Genomic DNA, 23,409 nt, shown 5'->3' on the forward strand with positions numbered 1-23,409 from the left:
TAAAATAACAATTATGCCCATTAAAAGTGGGTTTTCAGGCAATTGAGGCTCAAAGATGATTATTGGTGTTCCCAAGGAAATTAAAAACCACGAATATCGTGTCGGTATGGTTCCTTCTAGTGTTCGCGAGTTAGCGATCAAAGGTCACGAAGTTTTTGTAGAAACAAATGCTGGCACAGGTATTGGTTTTTCAGATCAAGATTATATTGATGCTGGCGCCACAATTTTAGCGACTGCTGCTGAAGTTTTTGCTAAAGCGCAGATGATTGTAAAAGTAAAAGAGCCTCAAGCAGTTGAACGCGCTATGTTGCGTCACGATCAGATTTTATTTACTTATCTGCATCTTGCGCCAGATTTACCGCAAACTGAAGATTTAATTAAAAGTGGTGCCGTATGTATCGCTTACGAAACTGTGACTGACGACCGTGGTGGCCTGCCCTTACTTGCCCCAATGTCAGAAGTTGCTGGCCGTATGTCTATCCAAGCTGGCGCTATGGCATTAGAGAAATCATCTGGTGGTCGCGGTATGTTACTGGGCGGCGTACCAGGGGTTGAACCAGCTAAAGTCGTCATTATTGGTGGCGGCATGGTTGGTACTAACGCAGCGCAAATGGCTGTTGGTTTAGGCGCTGATGTTGTAGTACTTGATCGCAGTATTGATGCACTACGTCGCTTAAATGTGCAATTCGGCTCTGCCGTAAAAGCCATTTACTCTACTGCTGATGCGATTGAACGTCATGTTATTGAAGCCGATCTTGTGATCGGTGGCGTACTGATCCCAGGTGCTGCGGCACCTAAATTGGTTACCCGTAGCATGATTTCACGTATGAAGCCGGGCAGTGCCATCGTTGACGTAGCAATCGATCAAGGCGGCTGTGTTGAAACGTCACACGCAACGACTCACCAAGATCCGACTTATATCGTTGACGATGTTGTGCATTACTGTGTGGCGAACATGCCAGGTGCGGTTGCTCGCACTTCCACTTTCGCACTTAACAATGCAACGCTACCGTATATTCTTAAGTTAGCTAACTTAGGCTATAAAGAAGCGCTGTTGCAAGACAAGCACTTACTCAATGGCTTAAACGTGATGCACGGTAAAGTGGTCTGTAAGGAAGTGGCTCACGCCCTGAACTTAGCGTTCACCTCTCCAGTTACATTACTGGCATAAGCATTTAATTAGCTTAAGCTTTCGGTGGAACATTGCGTTTGCTTCACCTAGCAAATGATCCAAATCGGCCTCGACTCTGTTGAGGCTGATTTTTTATTGGCCAGAACCAAAGCTCAAGCATGCGAATCGATAATCTCCCGTATCCAAACTTGTCTCGTGCTTTCGTTAGTGATGCCCTCTCAAGCTGTTTATTTGGCCGTAGTAAAGTAAAAATGACACTCTGAATACCAAAGCGCACTGACTCGATTAGCGCAATCTAAAAGAATCGCCCTCCAACACTTTACCCCCACAGGTAAATTCCCTACAATCCTTGCAATTTGCTAAAGGCACGGAGATAAAAATGAGCCAGGTCAGACATTGTAACTTATTGATTTTGGGTTCAGGCCCAGCAGGATATACCGCAGCCGTTTATGCTGCGCGTGCTAATTTAAAACCTGTGATGATCACAGGTATGCAGCAAGGTGGTCAATTAACCACTACGACTGAAGTTGAAAACTGGCCAGGTGACGCGGATGACTTAACTGGTCCAGCGTTGATGGAACGTATGCAGAAGCATGCTGAAAAGTTCGATACTGAAATCTTGTTCGATCACATCAACGAAGTGACCTTAACCGAGCGCCCTTTCCGTTTGAAAGGCGATAACGGCGAGTACACCTGTGATGCGCTGATCATCGCAACTGGCGCTTCTGCCCGTTACTTAGGATTAGAGTCAGAAGAAGCATTCAAGGGCCGCGGTGTATCAGCCTGTGCGACCTGTGATGGTTTCTTCTATCGCAATCAAAAGGTCGCTGTGATCGGTGGCGGTAACACTGCCGTTGAAGAAGCATTGTACTTAAGCAATATTGCCGCTGAAGTGCATCTGATCCACCGTCGTGACAACTTCCGCTCAGAAAAAATCTTAATCGACCGTCTGATGGACAAAGTTGCCAATGGCAACATCATCCTTCATTTAGATCAAACCATGGATGAAGTGGTTGGTGATGCTATGGGTGTAAACGGCCTGAAGATGAAGAGCACTAAAGATGGCTCAATCACTGACTTAGCCGTTGCTGGTGTGTTCGTCGCGATTGGTCACAGCCCTAATACCGGTATTTTTGAAGGCCAGTTGGAAATGAACCACGGTTATTTAAAAGTACAGAGCGGTTTGCAAGGTAACGCCACGCAAACCAGTATCGAAGGTGTTTATGCTTGTGGTGATGTGATGGACCAACATTATCGTCAAGCGATTACTTCTGCGGGCACAGGCTGTATGGCCGCACTCGATGCAGAGCGTTATTTAGACGCTAAGAAGTAACTAGACTCAATTTTTCAACGAATAGCAGGCTTAGCCTGCTATTTTTTTAGCCCAAAATCCTTAAGCGATTACAAAAAATTTTGTGAGTTTTCCAATCAGTACTGTTCACGCGTGCACATGTTTTTCCTTCACGATGCTTAATCTTGTACCAGTCAGATGAGCGCTTATAAGTGTTTAGGTAAATAACATCATTGGGTTAAGTCAAAAATGGCGCACAAAAAAAGGGACCAAATGGTCCCTTCTCTACAGCAACAAACTAATTTCTTAGTTTAACGCTTCTTTTGCTTTTTCAACTAAAGTTGCAAATACAACTTTGTCGAATACAGCGATGTCAGCCAAAATCTTACGATCGATTTCGATAGACGCCTTTTTCAGACCGTTGATGAAACGGCTGTAAGACAGACCATTTTGGCGAGCGGCAGCATTAATACGTGCAATCCAAAGTTGACGGAATTGACGTTTTTTCTGACGACGGTCACGATAAGCATATTGACCAGCTTTAGTTACTGCTTGAACAGCAACACGGTAAGTACGGCTACGAGCGCCATAATAACCTTTAGCTAGTTTTAAAACTTTCTTGTGACGAGCACGAGCGGTTACACCACGCTTAACTCTTGGCATTTTCTAAACTCCTAAATTAAGCGTAAGGTAATTGACGCGCGATTGCTGGAACGTCAGCTTTTGATACTAAACATTTGGCACGTAAGTGACGTTTACGTTTAGTGCTTTTTTTCGTCAAAATGTGACGTAAGTGTGCTTGCTTGCGCTTGAAACCATTAGCGGTTTTCTTAAAACGCTTCGCTACACCCTTGTCTGTTTTCATTTTAGGCATTTCTAAAACTCCGCATTGGGATGTTTAATAAAAAGCAAGGCGAGCAAAGGCCATAGACCTTTGCTACTTTAAGTTTTGCCCTACTTATTTCTTTTTAGGCGCTAGCACCATAATTGCTTGTCGGCCTTCCATTTTCGGGAAAGATTCAACAACCGCATACTCGTCCAAATCAGCCTTGATACGGTTCAATAGATCCATACCCAGGTTTTGGTGTGCCATTTCGCGACCTCGGAAACGTAGCGTAATCTTCGCTTTGTCCCCGTCTTCCAGAAAACGTATCAGGTTGCGTAGTTTTACCTGATAGTCGTTTTCGTCAGTTCCAGGACGGAATTTAATTTCCTTGACCTGAACCTGCTTTTGCTTCTTCTTTTGTTCCTTGGCTGACTTAGCCTTATCAAAAAGGAACTTACCGTAGTCCATAATGCGACATACTGGAGGTTCAGCATTTGGGCTGATTTCTACCAGGTCTACACCTGCTTCATCTGCCAAATTCTGAGCATCTCTGATGCTTACCACACCAATAGCTTCACCATCAATGCCAGTTAAGCGTACTTCAGGTACACCTGTGATTTCTTCATTGATTCTATTAGGGGCCGGCTGACGCCCTGCTGTTTTTTTGATCTTTATGACCTATTCCTCCAACAATTTGAGACTACGGAGCGAAATCTGTTGATGGATTTTAGTGGCGAAATCTTCAAGTCGCATCTTACCTAAATCGATACCATCACGGGTACGCACCGCTACTTCCTTATTTTCCATTTCTTGATCGCCAACGACCAACAAATAAGGGACACGCCTTAAGGTGTGTTCGCGTATTTTAAAGCCTATTTTCTCATTCCTCAAGTCAAAAGACGCTCGAATACCTTGTTCTTTGAAGAATTTTACGACTTCTTCAACATAATCAGCCTGTTTATCAGTGATATTCATCACGACAACTTGCATTGGGGCTAACCAAGTTGGGAAACGTCCTGCATATTCTTCTATCAAGATACCCAAGAATCGTTCCAAAGAGCCTAAAATGGCACGATGGATCATCACTGGGGTCTGACGGCTATTATCTTCGGCAACGTAAGTTGCACCAAGACGGCTTGGCAACGCATAATCGAGCTGCACAGTACCACATTGCCACGCACGGTCCAAACAATCGTGTAAAGTAAATTCGATTTTTGGTCCGTAGAACGCGCCTTCACCTGGCAAAATGGTGAATTCAATATTATTGTCACGCAGAGCTTGCTTAAGCGCTTCTTCCGCTCTGTCCCACATCGCATCGTCACCGATACGTTTTTCTGGGCGAGTCGACAGTTTCACCACTATATTTTCAAAGCCGAAGGTGGCGTATGTATCGTAAACCATCTGGATACAAGCACTCACTTCCTCTTGAACTTGGCTGTCAGTACAGAAAATATGCGCGTCATCTTGGGTAAAGCCACGTACGCGCATTAATCCGTGTAACGAACCAGAAGGTTCATTACGGTGACAGCAACCAAACTCAGCCATACGTAATGGCAGGTCGCGGTAAGATTTCAACCCTTGGTTGAAGATCTGCACATGGCCTGGGCAGTTCATTGGCTTGATAGCATATTCACGGTTTTCGCTGCTGGTAGTGAACATGGCTTCTGAGTATTTATCCCAGTGACCAGAACGTTCCCACAACACGCGGTCCATCATTAATGGACCTTTTACTTCTTGGTAAGTGTATTGGTTTAACTTACGGCGAATGAATCTTTCTAATTCGAGGAAGATGCTCCAACCGTCGTTGTGCCAGAACACCATACCCGGTGCTTCTTCTTGCATATGATACAAGTCGAGCTGCTTACCGATTTTACGGTGGTCACGCTTAGCCGCTTCTTCAAGACGGGTTAAGTGTGTGCTCAAAGCTTTTTTGTCAGCCCAAGCAGTACCATAGATACGTTGCAACATCTTGTTTTCTGAGTTGCCACGCCAGTAAGCGCCAGCAATGCTCATTAATTTGAAATGTTGGCAGAAACGCATGTTAGGTACGTGCGGTCCACGACACATGTCTGTGTATTCTTCGTGATGATACAGCGCAGGCGTCGCGTCTTTGCTGATGTTTTCATCCAGAATGGCAATCTTATAATCTTCGCCACGCGCCGCGAATGTATCGCGCGCTTCTTGCCAGCTAACCACACATTTTACTACGTCATAGTTAGTTTTGGCCAGTTGAAGCATGCGCTTTTCTAAGGCGTCGATGTCATCTTGAGTCAACTTGTGCTCAAGGTCGATATCATAGTAGAAGCCGTTATCGATAACTGGACCAATCGCCATCTTGGTTTCTGGCCACATTTGCTTAATCGCGTGACCTAATAAATGCGCGCAAGAATGGCGAAGAATTTCAACACCTTCTTCGTCTTTGGCGGTAATGATTGATAGTTCTGCATCGGTTTCAATGAGATCGCAAGCATCTTTTAATTCGCCATTAACGCGGCCAGCGATACAAGCTTTCGCTAAACCAGGGCCAATATCGGCGGCAACATCGAGGGTCGATACAGCATGAGCAAACTCGCGTTTGCTACCATCGGGAAGTGTAATTACAGGCATGAAATGTCCTTTCCAGTGGTGACCCACACGTAGGGCCACTTGGTTTTAGTTAATGTAAGAGAAATGCTCGCTAGGTTAAGACAGTACAGGAGTCTTAGCCGCCTTGCGTAGCAGGGCGTTTATTCTAAGGGATTGTAGCTAAAAGGCGCAAGCATATTGGCCAGAATTGGGATTGAAAGCAAAAAGCAAATTCATGATTTTGCAGTGTCTTGGTAACTTAGCGGTCATCTAACTCCCCTATTCTGGCGCCAGTTTATTAGCCATCACTGAAAACATGACAAGGGAGTTGATATGTTGAACTGCATTCTACTGGCTGTGGCACTCACGAACACAGTCGCCGCTTTACCTGAGCCGCAGCATATAAGTACAAACGAACCTCAGATTGATACTCAAGTATTACTCGTTGATATTAAAAGTGAACTTGAGCTACAGATGCAGCGTTTAACGCTGGATATTACCCAAAATGCCCGCGATGGCGTGTTACACAGTAGCGAAATGGAAGGATTAGTCACGGTTAAGGACTAAATGCTAAAAGTGTTGTTGAACAATTAAGCAAAATATTTAACCAGAAGGTCTATCGTGCTGCCTTTTGAGACCGACTTCGTCTAAGTCAGCGCACTGCACTCTGCTGTATACTCAAATAGGAAGCACTTAAATAGAGGCGCTCGAATAGGACGCACATAAACAGCACTCAGGTTTGCAAAACCAACGCGCACAACAATAAGTGCGATGAACGAACTAAGTGTGAGATGTACTGATTGAACTGAGTGATTCGCTCTATTCTATTGGGGCTCTGCTCTATTGTGGCTTTCTTCTATTAGCTATAAGGAGTTACACCATGAGAGTCATGAACAAAGTTATTGCTTGTCCCCACTGCGGGCACCATCAAGATATCAGTATCGATGCCAGCTGCGGAGATCAAGATTATTACGATGATTGCCGAATTTGTTGTAATCCCATTCACTTACGCTTACATATCGACGAATTGAGACGTACCGTTGAGCTGTATATCGATTCAGACGACGAGCAAATCTATTAAACGAGATTGCACTAAAGGCTGCGATGTCATGAAACTAACGGGCTTGTTCGTTAAAACGCCTGGCCAGCACGCGCTCGACAGTGTCGACGATAACTTGCGTTTGGCTGTCGATCTCAATATTGAGTTCATCACCCACTTTATACTGACTTAAATTGGTCAGTTTTAGGGTTTCAGGAATTAAGTGCAACTTAAAGCCGGAGTCACTCACCTCGCCTACCGTTAAGCTGCAGCCGTTAACGCCAACAAAACCTTTATAAAAAATGTAATCCATCCATTTAGGCTCAATGCCCAGTGTCAGATCATAATGCTGTTCTGTATGGCTAATATCAACGACTTTAGCCTTAGTATGGATATGGCCAGAGAGAATGTGACCACCAATCTCACTACCAAAAGTTAACGAACGCTCAACATTAACGCTTTGACCTATAGACAAATTAGCCAGATTCGTCAGTCGCAAGGTCTCTTCCACTACGTCGAAAAATACCCTATCATCAACGACCTGAGTCACAGTAAGACATACCCCGTTATTTGCCACACTTGCACCAATCGCAAGTCCCTCATGCAAATCAGGTTCGAACGCTACCTCAAGGGTATTTAGGCCATCTTTCTTATGTATTGCAACCACCTCGCAGGTGGCTTGAACTATACCTGTAAACATTTTTTGCTCGCTTAATCGTTAAAGGCTGTATTTATGAATAATTCAGGCTATCAAGCCAAACGTTTAATCCAATTGGCGCTGCCGGTGCTAATAGCTCAGGTCACTCAGACCATGATGGGCTTTATTGATACCGTTATGGCGGGCCGTGTTAACGCGGTTGATATGGCCGCTGTTGCGGTCGGCACTAGCCTTTGGTTGCCCGCTATTCTGTTTGTCCAAGGTTTACTGATGGCTTTTACGCCTTTATTTGCCCACTACAATGGGGCGAATAACCAAAAAGCTATCCAACCTTTGGCCTTTCAAGGTGCCTATCTTGCCATCATTGGTGGCATTGGCGTGATGATTTTCCTCGCATCAGCGCCCTTTGTGCTTGGCCATATGGATTTAGAACCAGAATTATACCGCTTAACCATTGGATATCTCGACGGTATTTTATGGGGCGCGCCCGCATTTGTACTTTATCAAGTGCTGCGCGGCTGTAGTGAAGGGATTTCTTACACGTTACCGACTATGGTCATTGGCTTTGTCGGCTTAGCAGTGAACATCCCCGCCAACTACATCTTTATTTATGGACACTTTGGCGTACCTCCGATGGGTGGCGCTGGCTGCGGTATTGCCACTGCCTTGGTTTTTTGGGCCATGCTGATTGCCATGACGATTTATATGCAGCTGCATAAGAAATTCGCGGCCTTGGCTCCTTTCAGTAAATTTCATCGTCCTGACTTTGAAACGATGAAAAAAATGACCAAACTCGGCATGCCGATAGCTATGGCGCTGTTTTTTGAAGTGAGTTTATTTGCCATTATCGCGCTGTTACTCGCCCCATTAGGCGCAACTGTGGTGGCAAGTCACCAGATAGCACTGAACTTTTCTGCCATCGTATTTATGCTGCCGTTATCTATTGGTATCGCGGTATCGATTCGAATTGGTTACTACTTAGGCCGTGATCGCGCCGATATTTCCGCAGTGGTTACCAAAGTGGGTTTATGGCTTGCGCTGTCCCTTGCATTATCAACTGCAGTCTTGACCGTCATATTTAGATTCCAGATTGCAGAGCTTTATAATGGTGATCCTGAAGTTGTCGCTTTAGCCGGCAGCTTGATGTTGATGGCGGCACTGTATCAATTATCGGATTCAGTCCAAGTGGTTGCCGCCGGAGCCCTACGTGGTTATAAAGATACCCGCAGTGCCTTTTATATCACGCTGTTTTCCTATTGGGGCATAGGGATGTCACTCGGTTATACCTTGGCTTATACGGATCATATCGTTCCTGCCATGGGCGCCCATGGTTTCTGGGCCGGATTGATAGCAGGCCTCACCTCGGCGGCGCTGCTATTTTTCATTCGACTGCGTTACATCCAAAAACATGGCGTGCATTTAAGCCTCATCGATGGTGATAGTGTGCATCATTGATAGCATTAACGGCGAGCATCGATGCTCGCCGTTTTGTTTATCGGTTTGATTTCGATGCCTTCTCTAATACCAATCACATTAAATATCTAATCAGTTCAGAGTCTCACAGGATCTAATCAGTTCAGAGTCTCACAGGCATCTCAATCCAAGGCGTATTGACGCAGAAATGGTTATTCCCTTTTAAGTCAATGCAACACAGGAGTGGGATGCCTGCGTGGCTCCCTAAGGGCGGCTGATGTTAACGGCATGGCAACGCGCTTTATACTGCGTTTAAGGCTTTCGACAGAGCACCACTATGCCTTCAAGCCTTCGCCTTGTCTAAAGCGCGTTGAACTCCCGCTGAATGAGCAGATATTTTATACGATTGGTATAAACGAATAAGAAACTGCGGTTTTATCAGCGACTTTGCTGAAACACTGGACAAGTTGCACAGCAATTCACCATTTGACGACAAATTTGATTTTTTTGCTTGCCAGCCCTGCGCTATGCCCCTAATATAGCGCTCGTTCCAAGGCGCAACGCTTTTGAATAGCAAGTTAAAATTTACTATACACCCGTAGCTCAGTTGGTTAGAGCACTACCTTGACATGGTAGGGGTCGGTGGTTCGAGTCCACTCGGGTGTACCACTCTCTTCAAAGAGTCTAAATTTGAAATTCAAACAGTGCACCCGTAGCTCAGTTGGTTAGAGCACTACCTTGACATGGTAGGGGTCGGTGGTTCGAGTCCACTCGGGTGTACCATTTCTTGTTTTATCTCCATTTGTGCTAATTCCTATATATTTACTCAAAACCAATGATTCTCCGTTCTTGAGCAAGTTGTCCCTCTTCATCTTTGAAATTTCTTTATAAATTCAAAACATATTGTTAATGCCGATTTGTGTTGGCTGATTAAGCCTTTGGACTCAGGGAGATATCCATTACAATGAAGTTCATTTTGAGTCCGTGAAACAGATATTCAGCCTATGCCTAAGTCTCATACCCACATGCACCAACATTTGCAGATGCCGCATTCGCGAGTCGAACTGCACACTTTGGCGCGCGAACTTGCCTTCGAGCAAGTGACCATTATTGGTAATGCTTCTGGCAATTGGCAGCCTGCTACTACGGGCACGACATTTATCTTTAACGGCACTCAATGGAATGAGAAAAGTAACCAAAATAATCAGATAGTGAATATCGCTAATGGCGGTTTTGCAGAATCAAAATATGCTTTTGTGGTACAAGGTCACCCGCAAAATGATTTGCTTACCCAAGCTTTGACACAAGTTGCGATTGAATTAACGCCTCAGCTTGGCTGCTGGCCTTCATCTGGCTTAACCACAATCGTGTTGATGCAGCAGTTGTCTCAGCATGTTCAAGTGCAGCGTATGTCGCTGTTTCCGAGTTTAGCAAGGCCCAATGATTTACCGCCTGAAGACCACTTACCGTGTATGGTGCATAACTGGTTAGGCGAGCGGCGGATTGCGCAGATGTTCGCGCCCGCACTCGACTGGCCGGAGTTCACTCTGTCACCGGTTTTTTTAGCAAATTTAGCTACAACAGACAAAGAGAGTTCATCCCAAGCTTCGCAGGTGATTAACTCGGGCAATCCCTTTGATTTACTTGCGCGTTTACAAGAAGCAAACCCATCGACAGATGTGCCACATTCCGTAAAACACATACAATTCGATTGGCTGATTGCGCTGGCTCATACGCCTATCGACGTTTGGCTAAAATATGCAGATTTAAAACAAGTCATCAATGCCGAAGCATTATTTTTTAATCACATGCCAGAATCAAAACCCAGCTACTGGTATTTAATGGATACTCAGGCGTCCCAATATCTCGATGCTATCCGCCACAGTTTGGCCTATTGCTGGCAAACACTTTCGACTAAGCAAAACGGCACGACTCACACCTTCACTCACCGTTGAATAGTTAAATCAGCTTCGAATTTGTCGACTTGCCAACCAAGCTTGTACTCGCATCACACTGCCATTTACCGTATTTTGACGTACTTTCAAAAGATTATAATCAGCCAAGCGGATGTTTACTCAATGCCATTCCTAGTGGCTCGAAGTAATTGATCAAAGCGTTAAAAATCACTTTTCGGTGGGCTTCATCGGGATAAGCGCCCTCCTTTGCCATTGCTGAAAAGCGTGTCCCAGATACTAAATACGGATTCGAAATCGCATCATAGGATTCAATACAAGCTTCAAATGCCCGCGCCATCATTTCAGTTGGCCGTGCGAAGTACTGCATGCCATGTTTTTTGTCTAAGGCAATCGCTCGGCGCACATAATCATGGGGCTCATCGCCATCACCACTCAAAAACGTTACCTTGAAGATCTCTGATAAGCGTGCATTCAGTGGATGTTCTATGACGGGCAGATCCGACAACCAAAGATCGCTCGCGCATTGAAACCGCTTAGACGAAGATTTGAAGGACTTAGCGGCAATATAGTGGTCAAACGCATGCCAAAATTCGTGGGCTAAAGCGCCAGCACCGGCATTTTTTGCCAAGGCCAATTCCCGAGTCGCGGGCGCATAATGGGCCTGAACGCCTTTTTGACCGCCATGACCAAAAGCCAGACTCACGGTTTCGCGCAGACCTAACGTCAAAGGTGGCAACTTTAAGATAAAGGCCAGATCGGCGAGCGAATCAAACACCAGATCCGCAGCAAGGCGCGATTCATCCCGCGTAACCCAGCGGCCAACACGTACATGACTAAAACCAAAGGTTTGTTTAACATCAAGAAATGTCACCTGCTCACCAAATCGGTAATCGGGTCCATGGCGGGTATATTGCTGATTGATTAACACAGTTTCCCTTGAGTACTAATGCACTGAATGTCGAATGCTTTGTTTAGCTGGGCTTGTGGCGAGGTAACATCACCTCGTCCCATATTACCGCACGATTCCGCCCGAGGGTTTTAGCGTGATAGAGTGCTTTATCGGCCTCGGCCACCAGCTTTTCAGCATCCGAGCGACACTGACTTCCGGTTCCCACGAGCAATTCAACCTGCTCCACATCTGCAATATCAGTAGTATTATCAATGCTATGGCGAATAATCACAGGGGTTAAGGCGCTGACGCCTGCTGAAAATTGATATTGAAAATCAGCCACGATTGCAGAAATGTCCTCATTGGCAAGGGATGACATCATACGCATTACGATTTTTTGAGCGGTATCAACCGTGGTTTCTGGCAGTAGCAGTGCAAACTCTTCACCGCCGAGGCGGCCAAAAATATCGTAGGGACGGGTTCGGGCGCTGATGAATTGGGTAAAATGTTGCAATATCTTGTCACCGACTTGATGGCCGTAGCGATCATTAACCAGTTTAAAATTATCGATATCCATCATCACTAGGCATAATGGCAACTGTAAGCGACCCAAGCGTTTGATTTCATGTTCTAACTGCTGAAAAAAGTGACGCCGATTGGCAATCCCCGTTAACTCATCGGTGAGCGCGAGGCGATTTAATTCAGTCTGCGCATTCCTAAGGGCAAATTCGACCTGTTTTAACTGGGTGATATCCGTGCAAACAATCACCATATCGCCATTGTGATAAACCTGTTCCGAGAGTTGTAACCAGCAGCCATCCACCAGATCCACTTCAAAACGTCGAAAAGCTGATTTACGTTGATTGGCATGAATCAGTTCGAGCCATTCCTCTATGGTTTCATGTTCAATGTTCGGTCCCTGTTTATGGGTAAAGGCAAAGCGCATCATGTCATCAAAATGCTTGCCGACCATGTCTTGCTCAACAAAACCAAACATTTTGGCAAAGGTATTATTATAAAAGATAAAATGATTATGCTTGTCTAACACCGCTAGACCATTCTCGCTCAGCCGCAAAGCTTCCGTTAAAAATGGGTAAACCAATTCAAGGGGTTTTTTATCCATCGGCATTCCTAGCGATAACATTAAATAGACTCAATCAGATTAGCAGGGATCACTCTAAAACTCGCGAGTTTATGCCTTTAAGTACTCAGCATAAGCCTTATTTTATCCTTAAAGTTAAATTAATGAAAAATGACAACATAGAATATGCATCCTTGAAACGTGCTTACATGAATATCTATGCTTTAAATATGCAAAATAATCGATGTAGCCTCGGGTAATTGCCTAACTTTTATGCATTTTATTGAATAGAAGTTCACTTTTATATTAACAAACAACAAAGGACCTGTATTAAGTTAGTGGTCAAAATGAAGAGACACGTCCGGCCGTATCGCCCAATACCGTGTCGATTGGCAGCAAAATGGCCCCAGTATCAAACTCGTGCGGGATATTCATACCCCAAGCCAAGTTGAAGGCTGCGTGGTCGATGAAGCCCAACATGCGCTGTTTATCGGTGAAGAAGACAAAGGCATTTGGCGCTTTGATGCCAAACCGAACGCCAGCACTGAGGGCAAACTAATCATCAAGGCCGGAGGGGATTTAGTCGCCGATATTGAAGGGATTTCACTCTACCAAGGTGCGAGCATTCACGGCAAAAAACAAGATTTGCTGGTGGTCTCAAGCCAAGGCAATAACAGTTATCTGCTTTATCAAGCAAGCGCGCCTTACGCACAGGTGGGACGTTTCCGCATTGGCGTGAACTTGAACGGGATGGAAAACGGCCGCGAAACCAGCATCGACGGCAGCGCCGAAACCGATGGGCTAGCCGTCAAGCATTTGCCCGTCGGTAGTGGAGTTTGGCAACAGGGAATGCTGGTGGTACAGGACGGTCACAACCACTTACCCGATGCCAACCAAGCTTTTAAATGGTTACCTTGGAGCAGCATAGTCAAACAACTCGAGATCCACTAAGGTCAGTTTGCTGACAAAATGACGCAGCGCAAAAAACATCAAGTAACAAGTGAACAAGAATTGACAAATGAAAAGTGTAGAAAAGGCTTTTGCGCTTTGGATGAATGGTTTGAACCAAACCTTGGGAGCAGTACTTAACATGAGCTTTGGCATTCGCGTTTAAAGCAAGTTTAGGGCTGATTTTGGAGGTGAGTTATTTGAACTTGGCGTAATAATGAGCGACTGGCGCTACCTGATTGTAAATTGTGGCATTCACTCATTATGCGCTCGATATGCAAATCTAAAACTATAACCCCCGAGAATTTTCTAACCATAATGCAATAAAGTGAATAGTTAGTCGTAAAAAAGAGGTTAACCGTGTACTACGGTTAACCTCTTTTTCATTTAATCAGGCGATAAATCAGACGTTTTATCAAACAGTCAGAGCCATAACTTCAAACCGACGCTTACACAAGCCAAGCAATACAAAAATCAACTCAGGTATTAAAGTCTACTCATGTAAAAGCTAACTGAATACAACACTCATTCCTTACTAGCATGAAACAGCAAACCGTAGAAACAACGGCAAATCGCATGCGTGAAAAAACGAGCGCAAAACTAACGCCAGTAAAAAGCCATGCCCGCTAAATTTGGCAGACATCGGATTAGGCTTAGCTGCGCTTAGTGCCCCACGGATCGTTATCATCCGTCGACGGGCCTGGTCCTGAGCGCTCTGTCATTTTTGAATCATTTCTTGAATCGTTTCTGGGTTCGCTTCGGCGCTGGGAGCTGCTATTCGATGAACCATAGCCAGAACCTGTTCCGCGTCCACCCGCAGGTTTTTTGGCTGCGCTTTTACCTGAGCTACCTGAGCCGTATCCAGAGTTTGGACGGCGGTTACCCGCTTCGTACTCGGCGCTGGCTTTGGCTTGCATTTCAGCGATAGAGGCTAATGTTAGCTCCATCGGTTTACGCGGCGCGATACCTGAGGCAAAACCTCGTTCACGTGGCTTAAGATCAAACTGCTCACCGACGGCTTTAGGCATACGCTTGAATCGGTATAAGTAGAAGTTTTCCACTTTCTCCCGCGCCCATTCGGTCTTTTTGAGGAAAATGATACAGGCCTCAATGGTCGGGTTAGTGTTAAAGCAGCCTAGCTTTAATGCCGCGTATAAAATTTTCCAACCATAAAAATCGACTAACTCAGTGATCATTGTCTCGAGTTTAAGGCCGTGTAATGGGTTGTTCTGTTGCTCTTCTATCATGGGAATTCCAAATCCAGCCCAATTGGCTGATTTTACAGTATTAGTTTACGGTATTGATTTATCAAATTAGTTACTGAATTCGCGACTAAATGAGCTATAAAAGCAATAACATTAGTTAATTAAGCCATTAAAATCACTTAAGCGAATGATGGCACTCGCTAAGCTATTCGCTTAAGTGACGGCACTAGCATGCAGCGTTATATGCTTGAATCGTTAATCTTACTAGACCCAAAACTTGCATATAGTGCAGTTAACTATTTGCCGCAAAATTAGCCGCAAAATCTGCTTTCTCAGCAAAACTGCGGGAATAATAACGGTAAATAAGCTAAACGCCTCCTTTTATTTGTTCTGGCAGGGTTTAGCATTGGCTTTAGCGCATGAAATCTACCACGCCTCAAGTCGCCATGAGGGCTTGAATCTACCATCGGCGCCTATCATTAATAGAAAGCACTTAATGGATATCATTTCATAGATAGGCATTTTATATAGAGACTTCATAGGTAGACGCTTAGATAAGAGTCACTTAACAGACCTTCACTCAGTAGCAAGCTCAAACCTGTGCCAATTTTTGCCGATAAACCGCTTACGCCTTCGCTCATCCTCAAAATAAACGCAACTGAAACGGCTCGATTTATCGCTGCGCATCACATACTTGCTCGCATATTTAGCCCTTAGTCTGTATACTCCGCGACCTTATTATCCCCACTTTACTATTTTGGCTTAGAGTGGGTGAAGCGCATGTTTCATTTTGAGGCTTGTTTGTCACAATCCCCGTTAGCAAATACCTAGGAAAGCTCCTTTGATCTCTACCGCGAACATCACGATGCAGTTTGGCCCAGAGCCATTGTTTGAAAACATTTCAGCGAAATTTGGCAATGGTCACCGCTATGGTTTGATCGGCGCGAATGGCTGTGGCAAATCGACCTTTATGAAGATCCTCAGCGGAGCGTTAGCGCCAACCTCTGGCAATGTGTCCATCACGCCCGGCTTAAAAGTCGGTACCCTAAGCCAAGATCAGTTCGCGTTTGAACAATACAGTGTGATCGATGCGGTGATCATGGGGGATGTTGCCCTGTGGAAAGTCAAACAGGAACGCGATGCAATTTACGCTAATCCGAATATGACTGAAGAAGATGGCATGCGTGTAGGCGATCTTGAAAGTGAATTTGCCGAAATGGATGGCTACAGCGCCGAAAGCCGCGCCGGTGAAATCCTGCTCGAAGCGGGTATTGAAGAATCTTTCCATTACGGCCTAATGCAACAAGTGGCACCGGGCTGGAAACTGCGAGTCCTGTTGGCACAAGCACTATTCGCCAACCCAGATATTCTGCTGCTGGACGAACCAACCAACAACTTGGACATCCATACCATTAGCTGGTTAGAAGCCGAGTTGAACAAACGTAAATGCACCATGATCATTATTTCCCATGATAGGCATTTCTTGAATGCCGTCTGTACCCACATGGCCGATATCGATTACGGCGAACTGCGCATTTACCCAGGTAACTACGAATACTTCCTCGCCCAATCCTCTTTGATCCGCGAGCAATTATTGTCGGGCAACGCCAAGAAAAGTGCTGAAATCGAAGAACTGCAAGACTTCGTTAACCGCTTTGGTGCCAACGCTTCTAAAGCGAAGCAAGCTAGCTCGCGCGCTAAAAAGATGGACAAGATCAAACTCGATGATGTGAAATCATCTAGCCGTATCCACCCTTCTATTCGTTTCGATGCTGGCAAGAAAATGCATCGCCAAGCACTGATCCTCGAAGATCTCGCCCACGGATTTGATGGCGAACAGTTATTCCAAGGCGGCGACTTGATCCTCGAAGCTGGCGCAAAATTAGCGATTATCGGCGAGAACGGCGTGGGTAAAACCACCTTCCTACGTTGCTTAGTCAATGATTTAGAACATAATAAAGGCGTGATCAAGTGGTCAGAAAACGCATCAATCGGCTATTGCCCGCAAGACAGCAGTGACGAATTTGATAATGACTACACGCTAATGGATTGGATGTCACAGTGGCGCCAACCCAAGCATAACGATCTGATGGTACGTGCCATGTTAGGCCGTCTGCTGTTCACCGAAGATGATGCCAACAAGAAAGCGCGTAACTGTTCAGGCGGAGAGAAAAACCGCTTGTTATTCGGTAAGTTAATGATGCAAGACATCAACGTGCTGATCATGGACGAACCGACAAACCACATGGACATGGAAGCCATCGAAGCACTTAATAATGCATTGAAAGACTTTGAAGGCACTTTGATATTTGTCAGTCATGACCGTGAGTTTGTATCGTCGCTCGCTACACGTATCATTGATATTAAAGATAAAAAAGTGATTAACTTCCAAGGTACCTTCGATGAGTACCTTTCAAGCCAAGCCGAAATGGAAGCGAGAAAAAGCGCGTAATGCTATTCGGCTAACTTGCGCCGATTAATCCAGCGTTATCGCATTAAAAAGTCGTCATTGGTTATCCAATGACGACTTTTTGTTGGGCCAAATAATGATTTCAAAACGTGAGGTGAGTTATGGCTTGCCCTGCAAACAACGTTGCATAATTTGATAGGCGATTGCATTCACTTGCTCTTGAGTGAATATAGCGGCATTCATCTTAGGAAGTGTAATCGCGACTTGCTTATGATTAATGATAGGAAACGGTGGTTTAGTTTGTGACTTCACCATCCACCCGGGAAATACGAGTACAGGCATTACCGGAATAGATTGGCCTACAGCCTTTGTGAGCCATTCACTCACCCACTTAGCTTGACGTTGAGCTTGTTCAATCGGTGCCGTTTCGGTCCAAGACGGAAACACCAATTTCCCATCACGGTAAAACAACTCATGTGCCTTATGTTGTCCACCATTCGACTCGTTTTTCTTATCACTGTACCACTTGTGCCGCCCCTTAGTTTCAATGGCAAACACCCCATTAATGCCTACAACTAAGTGATCAATATTAAATCCATCGGCTTGAATATCATGGAAAACTTGATAACCCAATCCCTGCAAACGCATTAGTTCAGCTGCGGTAGCTAATTCGGCGGTATGCCCCAAACGTAACTTAGTCAATCGAGTCATACTACGATAGGTTTTGACCACAAAATAAATTGGGCCGAGTACAATGAATCCAACAAATGCCAAAGGAAATGTACCTTTGTCGAGGTATCCCCTTAATCCTTCAAATGCAAACGGAATGGTAACAATGATGACCGACATGAGCATTGCGCTCAGAATATCAAATTGCAGCTCTTGGATCTGTTTTTGAATGCCAAAACCCGGCAATCTGTTTAACTTCTCCCTATCAATAGGGAGTTTTACCGTTCTGTCTCTATGCCGTATAACAAAAAACATAGGAACTAAAATCGCTCCCATCCCCAACAAAATAAGTGAAACTGAAAAAATCCCTTTTAGTAACTCTGTCATACCTTTCCTTTAAAAATTAGATTATTAAGATTCTGAAGCTGAATAAACGCTACTTACTACTTTGTTTCTAGATTGCTGTGCTCGATAAGTCATTATCTGTCGCGTTAAAATGCACAAAGGTCTTTTTATCGAGCCATAGAGGCGAGCGATTTTGTCCTGCAAGCTGATAAGCCCAAGTCGTAATGGCTTCAGAGCGATCACTCTCACAGACGAAATATCGGCTGAGTTCAGAGTGCAACGCTTGGCCGTGCTGGATAATATTTTGCTCATACCAGTTATCTTTATGGTGCTGAGCGGCAAGATGATCGCGTTTATTGTTATTGCAACTGCTATGAGCGAGAACAAAATTATGCCCTAAATCATTAGGATATCGTGTCCAAGGAATAAAGTGATCCACTTCGCCAGTTTCTTTTAATGACTTATGGCAATAGAAGCATTGGCCTTTTTGGATATCAAGTAGTACAGGTCTGGCGTGAGTGATCGTCTGTCGGTCACTGCCAAATAGAAACTCGCTTAAATTGCCTTTATTGCCAATAACGACCTGATTTGCGGGAAATTCGGCGACTTTCTGCACCCATTGAGTACGAGCCAATGACACCACTAAATCGTGAAATCGCCTGAAGCAAAATGCTATGCCCGGATTTAACTCAATGTAATTTTTCGTTTTATCATGGGGATAAAGAAAACAATCTGCGCTTCGGGACAAAATTTGTAAGCGCCATAACGGACCCTCTTTAAAGGTAGCGCGTGTTTTACGCAATAAAGCTGGATAACTAAGATGCGCTTTTAACTGGGATAAACTGTTAACGCCTTGATTACGTAGCTCAATCAAACTGTTGATTAAGGCTGATTGCTTTCCATTATTTTGAAGTAGAACAAAATGCGCATTAACGGCACCAAAAGGTAAAGAGTGTTGCCAATAGAGTTCAATAAACTTTTCTACCAGCTCATCAATACTGATGGCAGTTCTCTGTTCAGGATCGGCATTAAGTATTAATGGCCGTTCGATGCAGACATCTGCGATCGCATGCAGTAAGGCAAATTTGTATGTTGTAACGAAATCACCTTCCACTAACAGACGTTGTAAATAGCTAATAAATTCAACTTGTTTTCTCGCATCAATCGGCATTCAGTCGCTCCTGAATAATAACGCTTGCTTCAGGTGAATTTACGCTTGGCATCAGTTTGGATGTAAAAACTAGCGTCTGCCAATGCACTTGTGTGCGACCGAGTTTGTCAGTCTCATCTTGGCTCGAATCTAAAAGTTGTAGCTGACAATCTGCAGCCAATGTGAGCAGTTCATCAGCACTAACGGGGTGCATAACGCGCGCATCGGGGCTTGGACCATGGCGCAAACTGATGACTAAAAGTCCCGTTGAATTGAGTAAACGTGAGAGTGTTGCCAGTGCATGTGGGCGCTCAGAGGGCGATAAATGCATCCACACCGCGCTGAGTAAAATCAGATCAAACTGTTGCGCTAGGCCAACCACTTTTTGCAACTGAGGTAAACCATCCTCAATCCAGCTCACGGCCAAATCTCGGGTTAACACCTGCCCCATTTTCGCTAACGCAACCGCAGGTTCGACCGCAATAATTTGCGTTTCTCTGCCCTGTGCCTTTTGGGCTAAGTAATGCACATCCCGCCCAGAACCGGCTCCAACATCCAATATCGACAGTGTATTTTTGGCGAGTAAAGGTAAAAAATGATGTAACCAACTTGAATGCACTTCTTCAAAGGTTTTAGACAAATACTGTGCCGCGAGTATTTCGGCGTGGTCATTATAAAATGCTATGCTCACTGACAAGGATCCTTTTGCAACAAGTGATTGTTTTTAATGAGGCTAACTTATCACAATCGCTTTTGATACAAAATACACGTCATCATTATCCTGCTGTTTTACATAAAATATTTTACGCTTTGCCGTTTTATGTCACAACGCGAATATTGGCGATTTAAAAAGGAAGTCTATTTAGGGAAGCGACATCTCTACATTTCTCCGTCGTTTTTTTTGCAGTGGTTTACACTCTATTAGTCAGAGAGGAAATACGTGCAATTGGTTGAATCTGTTACATCCTTCTGTTGAGAACAGTGTCAATTTAAGTATCGGTATAAACGGGTTTTATCGTCCCGAGGTAGCGACCACACGGAGAAACCTAGGGCTCAATCATTTAGGATATCTATTGCCTATGAGTTTTGAAGATTCGTTAGAGCAACTTAAACGACAGTTTTTACATGCACTGCCGGATAAAAAGAAACAAATCATTACCTTGTGGATTTCGTTGCGTAAGAATTGGAATGCACACATGCTGTCGGCTGTGTATCGCGAGGTGCATAACTTAAAAGGGTCGAGCGAGACCTTTGGATTGTCGGATACCAAACAAATAGTCGATAAACTTGAGCTGCAGCTTAAAGGGTTGCTCAATGCGCCAGCTCCCGAACTTCCTACTATCAAAGGCTTAGATACCCTCTTCCACCAGTTGTTGCAAAACAATATGCGCGGTCAACCGTCGGCGCCAGTGGTGGAGGCGCAAATGCAGCAAAGTCCCTATAAACCGGCTAAGGCGCGGCATGAGCACCATATTGCCATCATAGAAGACGATGGTAATGTCGGCGCTATGATCACAAAGCAGCTGCGAGAGTTCGGTTTTAGTGTGCAGCACTTTTTGGATTTCACGAGTTTTCTGGTGGTGCAAAATGAATCGCCCTTCGATCTGATTTTATTAGATTTAATTCTACCCGATTGGACTGAAGAAGCCTTGTTCGAAGCTGCTACTGAGTTTGAGAAGAACAATACTCGAGTGTTTGTTTTATCGTCGCGGGGGGATTTTGACATGCGGCTATTGGCCATTCGTGCCAATGTCAGCGAATATTTTGTCAAACCCGCTGAAACCACCTTATTAGTGCGCAAAATCCACCAATCCCTCAAGATGTCAGAGAAACAGCCGCTTAAGGTGTTACTGGTGGATGATCAACAATCTATGGTGGATTACTTTTCAAGTCTGTTACGCAGTCATGGTTTGATGGTAAAAGGGTTATCGAGTGCAGAGCAAGTCTTGCCTGCCCTTGAACAATTTGAGCCTGATTTGTTTATCTTCGATTTGTACATGCCCGAAGTGAACGGGCTTGAGCTAGCAAAGATGATCCGCCAATTGGATAAATACACCTCTAGCCCCATCCTAGTGTTGAGTTCTGACGATACTATGCAGAATAAAGTCAGCATCATACAAGCGGGATCAGATGACTTGATTTCGAAGCAAACTGCACCGAGCTTATTTGTCGCCCAGGTGATTTCCCGCGCCCAACGTGGCCATGATATTCGCAGTTCGGCAAGCCGCGACAGCCTAACAGGGCTGTTAAACCATACCCAAATTCTGGTTGCCGCGAGACGTTGCTATAACGTGGCGAGGCGAATTAACTCTCAGGTTTGTATCGCCATGTTCGATTTAGATCACTTCAAAAAAGTGAACGACACCTATGGCCATGCTGGTGGTGACAAGGTGTTGCTGGCCTTTGCCCATCTGTTACAACAATCCTTACGGCAAACGGACTTTACCGGTCGCTACGGTGGCGAGGAATTTATGCTAGTGCTGCCAGATATGCAAAAGCCACTGGCCATTGCTAAGTTAAATGCGATCCGCGAGAGCTTTAGCCATATTGTATTTGTCGAAGATGGCGTCGAGTTTAAAGTGACGCTCAGCGGCGGCTTAGTGTTCTTGGACGAATGTGAAGAGTTTCAAGATTGCTTATTACTGGCGGATAAACACTTGTACGAAGCGAAACGATTAGGCCGAAATCAATTAGTGGTTTCACCAAGTGGGCAGGATTGAAACCCATTCACTCATCCGGTGCATGAATCAGGCCGTAATGTCATTCGGTTTGACTCACCGCAATATTGATGGTTACTTTTGAACTTCATTAAAAGCAGCAATCACAGTGAGCTTAAGTGATTAATAAGTTTGCTCGGCATCTGCGCTAACTCCACCACATAATCTACCGCGCGGCACTTTATCGCTTCCCTTGGCATACCAAATACCACACAACTTTGTTCATCTTGGGCAAAAGTGGTGACGCCTTTTTGATGCAGCGCCACCATACCTTCGGCGCCATCTTTGCCCATGCCGGTTAATATCATCGCGCTGATATTAGGCGCGGCACATTGCGCCAAGGCATTAAACATCACATCGACCGACGGCCTGTGGCCGCTGACCTTTTCATCTTGGGTTAATTTCACTTTATAACTGCCACCCACTTTGATGATCTCTAGGTGATGATCGCCAGGGGCAACATAGGCATAACTGGGTAAAAGTCGCTCACCGTGCTCGGCTTCTTTGACAGTGATCCGCGACAGTCGATTTAAGCGTTCGGCAAAAGTGCGGGTAAAACCCGCTGGCATGTGTTGGGTGATCACTATCGGTGGCATAGCCGCAGGTAAATGCTGTAATACATACAAAATGGCTTCAGTTCCGCCTGTAGAGGCGCCTATCGCAACTAGATGTTGTGTCAGGGTTGCATTGGCCAATACCGGCCGCTTACTCGACACTGGGCGTACTGGCTCAACAAATTTCTGCGGTTTGATGATGTTGGCTTTCGCGGCAGATTTGATCTTATCTAAAATCAAATCCTGATAATCATGGATACCTTGGGGCGAGTCTAATTTCGGTTTAGGGATAAAATCCACCGCGCCTAAGGCCAAGGCATTAAAGGTCGCATCCGCGCCCTGTTCGGTTAACGATGAAATCATCACTACAGCAGTAGGTCTGGCTTTCATCAAGCGATCCAAAAATGTTAAACCGTCTACTTTGGGCATTTCAATGTCTAAGGTAATCACATCGGGGCGAAATTGATTCACCAGATCCTTGGCCTCATAGGCATCGGCAGCGAGCCCAACCAGAGACAACTCAGGGTCAGCCTCAATCATTTTACCCAGTAGGCTGCGCATCAGCGCTGAATCATCAACAACGAGTACTTTGATCGTCATA

At 45.0% G+C, this 23,409-nt stretch carries 21 protein-coding genes and 2 tRNA genes; 11 read left to right on the top strand and 12 right to left on the bottom strand.

All coding sequences use genetic code 11. The annotated features are described in order from the left end of the window. Window positions 1-55: 55 nt before the first annotated feature. Both ald and trxB read left to right on the top strand, forming a co-directional pair. On the top strand, window positions 56-1,171 hold the full coding sequence (gene ald, locus MO387_RS14370; RefSeq protein WP_107947544.1) for an alanine dehydrogenase: 1,116 nt from the start codon (window positions 56-58) through the stop codon (window positions 1,169-1,171). A 340-nt stretch (window positions 1,172-1,511) separates the two neighbouring features. Next, a complete protein-coding gene (trxB, locus tag MO387_RS14375; RefSeq protein WP_107947545.1) occupies window positions 1,512-2,465 on the top strand; it encodes a thioredoxin-disulfide reductase in 954 nt (317 codons plus the stop codon). 264 nt (window positions 2,466-2,729) lie between these two features. Here trxB and rplT read toward each other — a convergent pair whose 3' ends face one another. The 4 genes from rplT to thrS form a co-directional block, all read right to left on the bottom strand. Beyond that, window positions 2,730-3,086, bottom strand: a complete 357-nt coding sequence (gene rplT, locus MO387_RS14380; RefSeq protein ID WP_006081652.1) for a 50S ribosomal protein L20 — start codon at window positions 3,084-3,086, stop codon at window positions 2,730-2,732. A gap of 16 nt (window positions 3,087-3,102) precedes the next feature. Next, complete coding sequence (gene rpmI / locus MO387_RS14385; protein WP_006081653.1) at window positions 3,103-3,297, bottom strand: 50S ribosomal protein L35; 195 nt, start codon at window positions 3,295-3,297, stop codon at window positions 3,103-3,105. An 84-nt stretch (window positions 3,298-3,381) separates the two neighbouring features. Then, window positions 3,382-3,924 (bottom strand): translation initiation factor IF-3, encoded by a 543-nt coding sequence (infC, locus tag MO387_RS14390; protein ID WP_012089240.1) that lies wholly within the window; start codon window positions 3,922-3,924, stop codon window positions 3,382-3,384. Between the two features lie 3 nt (window positions 3,925-3,927). Beyond that, window positions 3,928-5,856 carry a threonine--tRNA ligase gene (thrS, locus tag MO387_RS14395; protein WP_107947547.1) on the bottom strand — a complete coding sequence of 643 codons (1,929 nt, stop codon included), beginning with the start codon at window positions 5,854-5,856 and terminating at the stop codon, window positions 3,928-3,930. Between the two features lie 291 nt (window positions 5,857-6,147). Between thrS and MO387_RS14400 the strand changes: the two genes are divergently transcribed. Both MO387_RS14400 and MO387_RS14405 read left to right on the top strand, forming a co-directional pair. Beyond that, a complete protein-coding gene (locus tag MO387_RS14400) occupies window positions 6,148-6,381 on the top strand; it encodes a hypothetical protein (RefSeq protein WP_107947549.1) in 234 nt (77 codons plus the stop codon). Window positions 6,382-6,694: 313 nt separating this feature from the next. Beyond that, complete coding sequence (locus MO387_RS14405) at window positions 6,695-6,895, top strand: CPXCG motif-containing cysteine-rich protein (RefSeq protein ID WP_006087488.1); 201 nt, start codon at window positions 6,695-6,697, stop codon at window positions 6,893-6,895. 34 nt (window positions 6,896-6,929) lie between these two features. Here the strand turns inward: MO387_RS14405 and MO387_RS14410 are convergent, their stop codons facing one another. Then, window positions 6,930-7,553, bottom strand: a complete 624-nt coding sequence (locus MO387_RS14410) for a riboflavin synthase (RefSeq protein ID WP_012197183.1) — start codon at window positions 7,551-7,553, stop codon at window positions 6,930-6,932. Window positions 7,554-7,586: 33 nt separating this feature from the next. Between MO387_RS14410 and MO387_RS14415 the strand changes: the two genes are divergently transcribed. The 4 genes from MO387_RS14415 to MO387_RS14430 all read left to right on the top strand — a co-directional run bounded on the left by MO387_RS14415 (window position 7,587) and on the right by MO387_RS14430 (window position 10,879). Beyond that, window positions 7,587-8,966 (top strand): MATE family efflux transporter, encoded by a 1,380-nt coding sequence (locus tag MO387_RS14415; RefSeq protein ID WP_107947551.1) that lies wholly within the window; start codon window positions 7,587-7,589, stop codon window positions 8,964-8,966. Between the two features lie 550 nt (window positions 8,967-9,516). Beyond that, a tRNA-Val gene (locus MO387_RS14420) sits at window positions 9,517-9,593 on the top strand. A 37-nt stretch (window positions 9,594-9,630) separates the two neighbouring features. Further along, window positions 9,631-9,707 (top strand) — tRNA-Val (locus tag MO387_RS14425). A 221-nt stretch (window positions 9,708-9,928) separates the two neighbouring features. Beyond that, on the top strand, window positions 9,929-10,879 hold the full coding sequence (locus tag MO387_RS14430) for a hypothetical protein (protein ID WP_107947553.1): 951 nt from the start codon (window positions 9,929-9,931) through the stop codon (window positions 10,877-10,879). A 100-nt stretch (window positions 10,880-10,979) separates the two neighbouring features. On the opposite strand, the gene MO387_RS14435 is transcribed toward MO387_RS14430, so the two are convergent. Beyond that, a complete protein-coding gene (locus tag MO387_RS14435) occupies window positions 10,980-11,768 on the bottom strand; it encodes a CLCA_X family protein (RefSeq protein WP_012197192.1) in 789 nt (262 codons plus the stop codon). A 43-nt stretch (window positions 11,769-11,811) separates the two neighbouring features. Then, entirely contained in the window at window positions 11,812-12,852 is a 1,041-nt protein-coding gene (locus MO387_RS14440; protein ID WP_107947555.1) for a diguanylate cyclase, read from the bottom strand. Window positions 12,853-13,230: 378 nt separating this feature from the next. Here MO387_RS14440 and MO387_RS14445 point away from each other — a divergent pair, with 378 nt between their 5' ends. After that, a complete protein-coding gene (locus MO387_RS14445; RefSeq protein ID WP_234421016.1) occupies window positions 13,231-13,761 on the top strand; it encodes a phytase in 531 nt (176 codons plus the stop codon). 650 nt (window positions 13,762-14,411) lie between these two features. On the opposite strand, the gene MO387_RS14450 is transcribed toward MO387_RS14445, so the two are convergent. After that, complete coding sequence (locus tag MO387_RS14450) at window positions 14,412-15,005, bottom strand: VF530 family DNA-binding protein (protein WP_107947557.1); 594 nt, start codon at window positions 15,003-15,005, stop codon at window positions 14,412-14,414. Window positions 15,006-15,804: 799 nt separating this feature from the next. Here MO387_RS14450 and MO387_RS14455 point away from each other — a divergent pair. Continuing rightward, window positions 15,805-17,415: an ABC-F family ATPase gene (locus MO387_RS14455; protein ID WP_107947559.1), complete on the top strand. Its 1,611-nt coding sequence runs from the start codon at window positions 15,805-15,807 to the stop codon at window positions 17,413-17,415. Between the two features lie 117 nt (window positions 17,416-17,532). Here MO387_RS14455 and MO387_RS14460 read toward each other — a convergent pair whose 3' ends face one another. The 3 genes from MO387_RS14460 to MO387_RS14470 form a co-directional block, all read right to left on the bottom strand. After that, window positions 17,533-18,429, bottom strand: a complete 897-nt coding sequence (locus tag MO387_RS14460) for a nuclease-related domain-containing protein (RefSeq protein ID WP_107947575.1) — start codon at window positions 18,427-18,429, stop codon at window positions 17,533-17,535. Window positions 18,430-18,496: 67 nt separating this feature from the next. After that, window positions 18,497-19,558 carry an HNH endonuclease gene (locus MO387_RS14465; protein ID WP_107947576.1) on the bottom strand — a complete coding sequence of 354 codons (1,062 nt, stop codon included), beginning with the start codon at window positions 19,556-19,558 and terminating at the stop codon, window positions 18,497-18,499. Continuing rightward, the gene (locus tag MO387_RS14470; RefSeq protein ID WP_107947579.1) at window positions 19,548-20,228 is read right to left on the bottom strand and encodes a class I SAM-dependent methyltransferase; all 681 of its coding nucleotides are present in this window, start codon (window positions 20,226-20,228) and stop codon (window positions 19,548-19,550) included. Before MO387_RS14470 ends, MO387_RS14465 begins: the two co-directional genes overlap by 11 nt. Before the next feature lie 388 nt (window positions 20,229-20,616). On the opposite strand from MO387_RS14470, the gene MO387_RS14475 reads away from it, so the two are divergent. Then, window positions 20,617-22,257: a diguanylate cyclase gene (locus tag MO387_RS14475; protein WP_107947581.1), complete on the top strand. Its 1,641-nt coding sequence runs from the start codon at window positions 20,617-20,619 to the stop codon at window positions 22,255-22,257. A 101-nt stretch (window positions 22,258-22,358) separates the two neighbouring features. Here the strand turns inward: MO387_RS14475 and MO387_RS14480 are convergent, their stop codons facing one another. Then, the gene (locus tag MO387_RS14480; RefSeq protein WP_107947583.1) at window positions 22,359-23,408 is read right to left on the bottom strand and encodes a chemotaxis response regulator protein-glutamate methylesterase; all 1,050 of its coding nucleotides are present in this window, start codon (window positions 23,406-23,408) and stop codon (window positions 22,359-22,361) included. Between the last annotated feature and the right edge of the window lies 1 nt (window position 23,409).

The sequence above is a fragment of the Shewanella sp. N2AIL genome, from assembly GCF_022690845.1.
Classification (GTDB): domain Bacteria; phylum Pseudomonadota; class Gammaproteobacteria; order Enterobacterales; family Shewanellaceae; genus Shewanella; species Shewanella baltica.

Coding starts and splice junctions, on each gene's coding strand:
- ald (WP_107947544.1), top strand. CDS start 56: ATGATTATTGGTGTTCCCAAGGAAATTAAAAACCACGAATATCGTGTC.
- trxB (WP_107947545.1), top strand. CDS start 1,512: ATGAGCCAGGTCAGACATTGTAACTTATTGATTTTGGGTTCAGGCCCA.
- rplT (WP_006081652.1), bottom strand. CDS start 3,086: ATGCCAAGAGTTAAGCGTGGTGTAACCGCTCGTGCTCGTCACAAGAAA.
- rpmI (WP_006081653.1), bottom strand. CDS start 3,297: ATGCCTAAAATGAAAACAGACAAGGGTGTAGCGAAGCGTTTTAAGAAA.
- thrS (WP_107947547.1), bottom strand. CDS start 5,856: ATGCCTGTAATTACACTTCCCGATGGTAGCAAACGCGAGTTTGCTCAT.
- MO387_RS14400 (WP_107947549.1), top strand. CDS start 6,148: ATGTTGAACTGCATTCTACTGGCTGTGGCACTCACGAACACAGTCGCC.
- MO387_RS14405 (WP_006087488.1), top strand. CDS start 6,695: ATGAGAGTCATGAACAAAGTTATTGCTTGTCCCCACTGCGGGCACCAT.
- MO387_RS14410 (WP_012197183.1), bottom strand. CDS start 7,553: ATGTTTACAGGTATAGTTCAAGCCACCTGCGAGGTGGTTGCAATACAT.
- MO387_RS14415 (WP_107947551.1), top strand. CDS start 7,587: ATGAATAATTCAGGCTATCAAGCCAAACGTTTAATCCAATTGGCGCTG.
- MO387_RS14430 (WP_107947553.1), top strand. CDS start 9,929: ATGCCTAAGTCTCATACCCACATGCACCAACATTTGCAGATGCCGCAT.
- MO387_RS14440 (WP_107947555.1), bottom strand. CDS start 12,852: ATGGATAAAAAACCCCTTGAATTGGTTTACCCATTTTTAACGGAAGCT.
- MO387_RS14450 (WP_107947557.1), bottom strand. CDS start 15,005: ATGATAGAAGAGCAACAGAACAACCCATTACACGGCCTTAAACTCGAG.
- MO387_RS14460 (WP_107947575.1), bottom strand. CDS start 18,429: ATGACAGAGTTACTAAAAGGGATTTTTTCAGTTTCACTTATTTTGTTG.
- MO387_RS14465 (WP_107947576.1), bottom strand. CDS start 19,558: ATGCCGATTGATGCGAGAAAACAAGTTGAATTTATTAGCTATTTACAA.
- MO387_RS14475 (WP_107947581.1), top strand. CDS start 20,617: ATGAGTTTTGAAGATTCGTTAGAGCAACTTAAACGACAGTTTTTACAT.
- MO387_RS14480 (WP_107947583.1), bottom strand. CDS start 23,408: ATGACGATCAAAGTACTCGTTGTTGATGATTCAGCGCTGATGCGCAGC.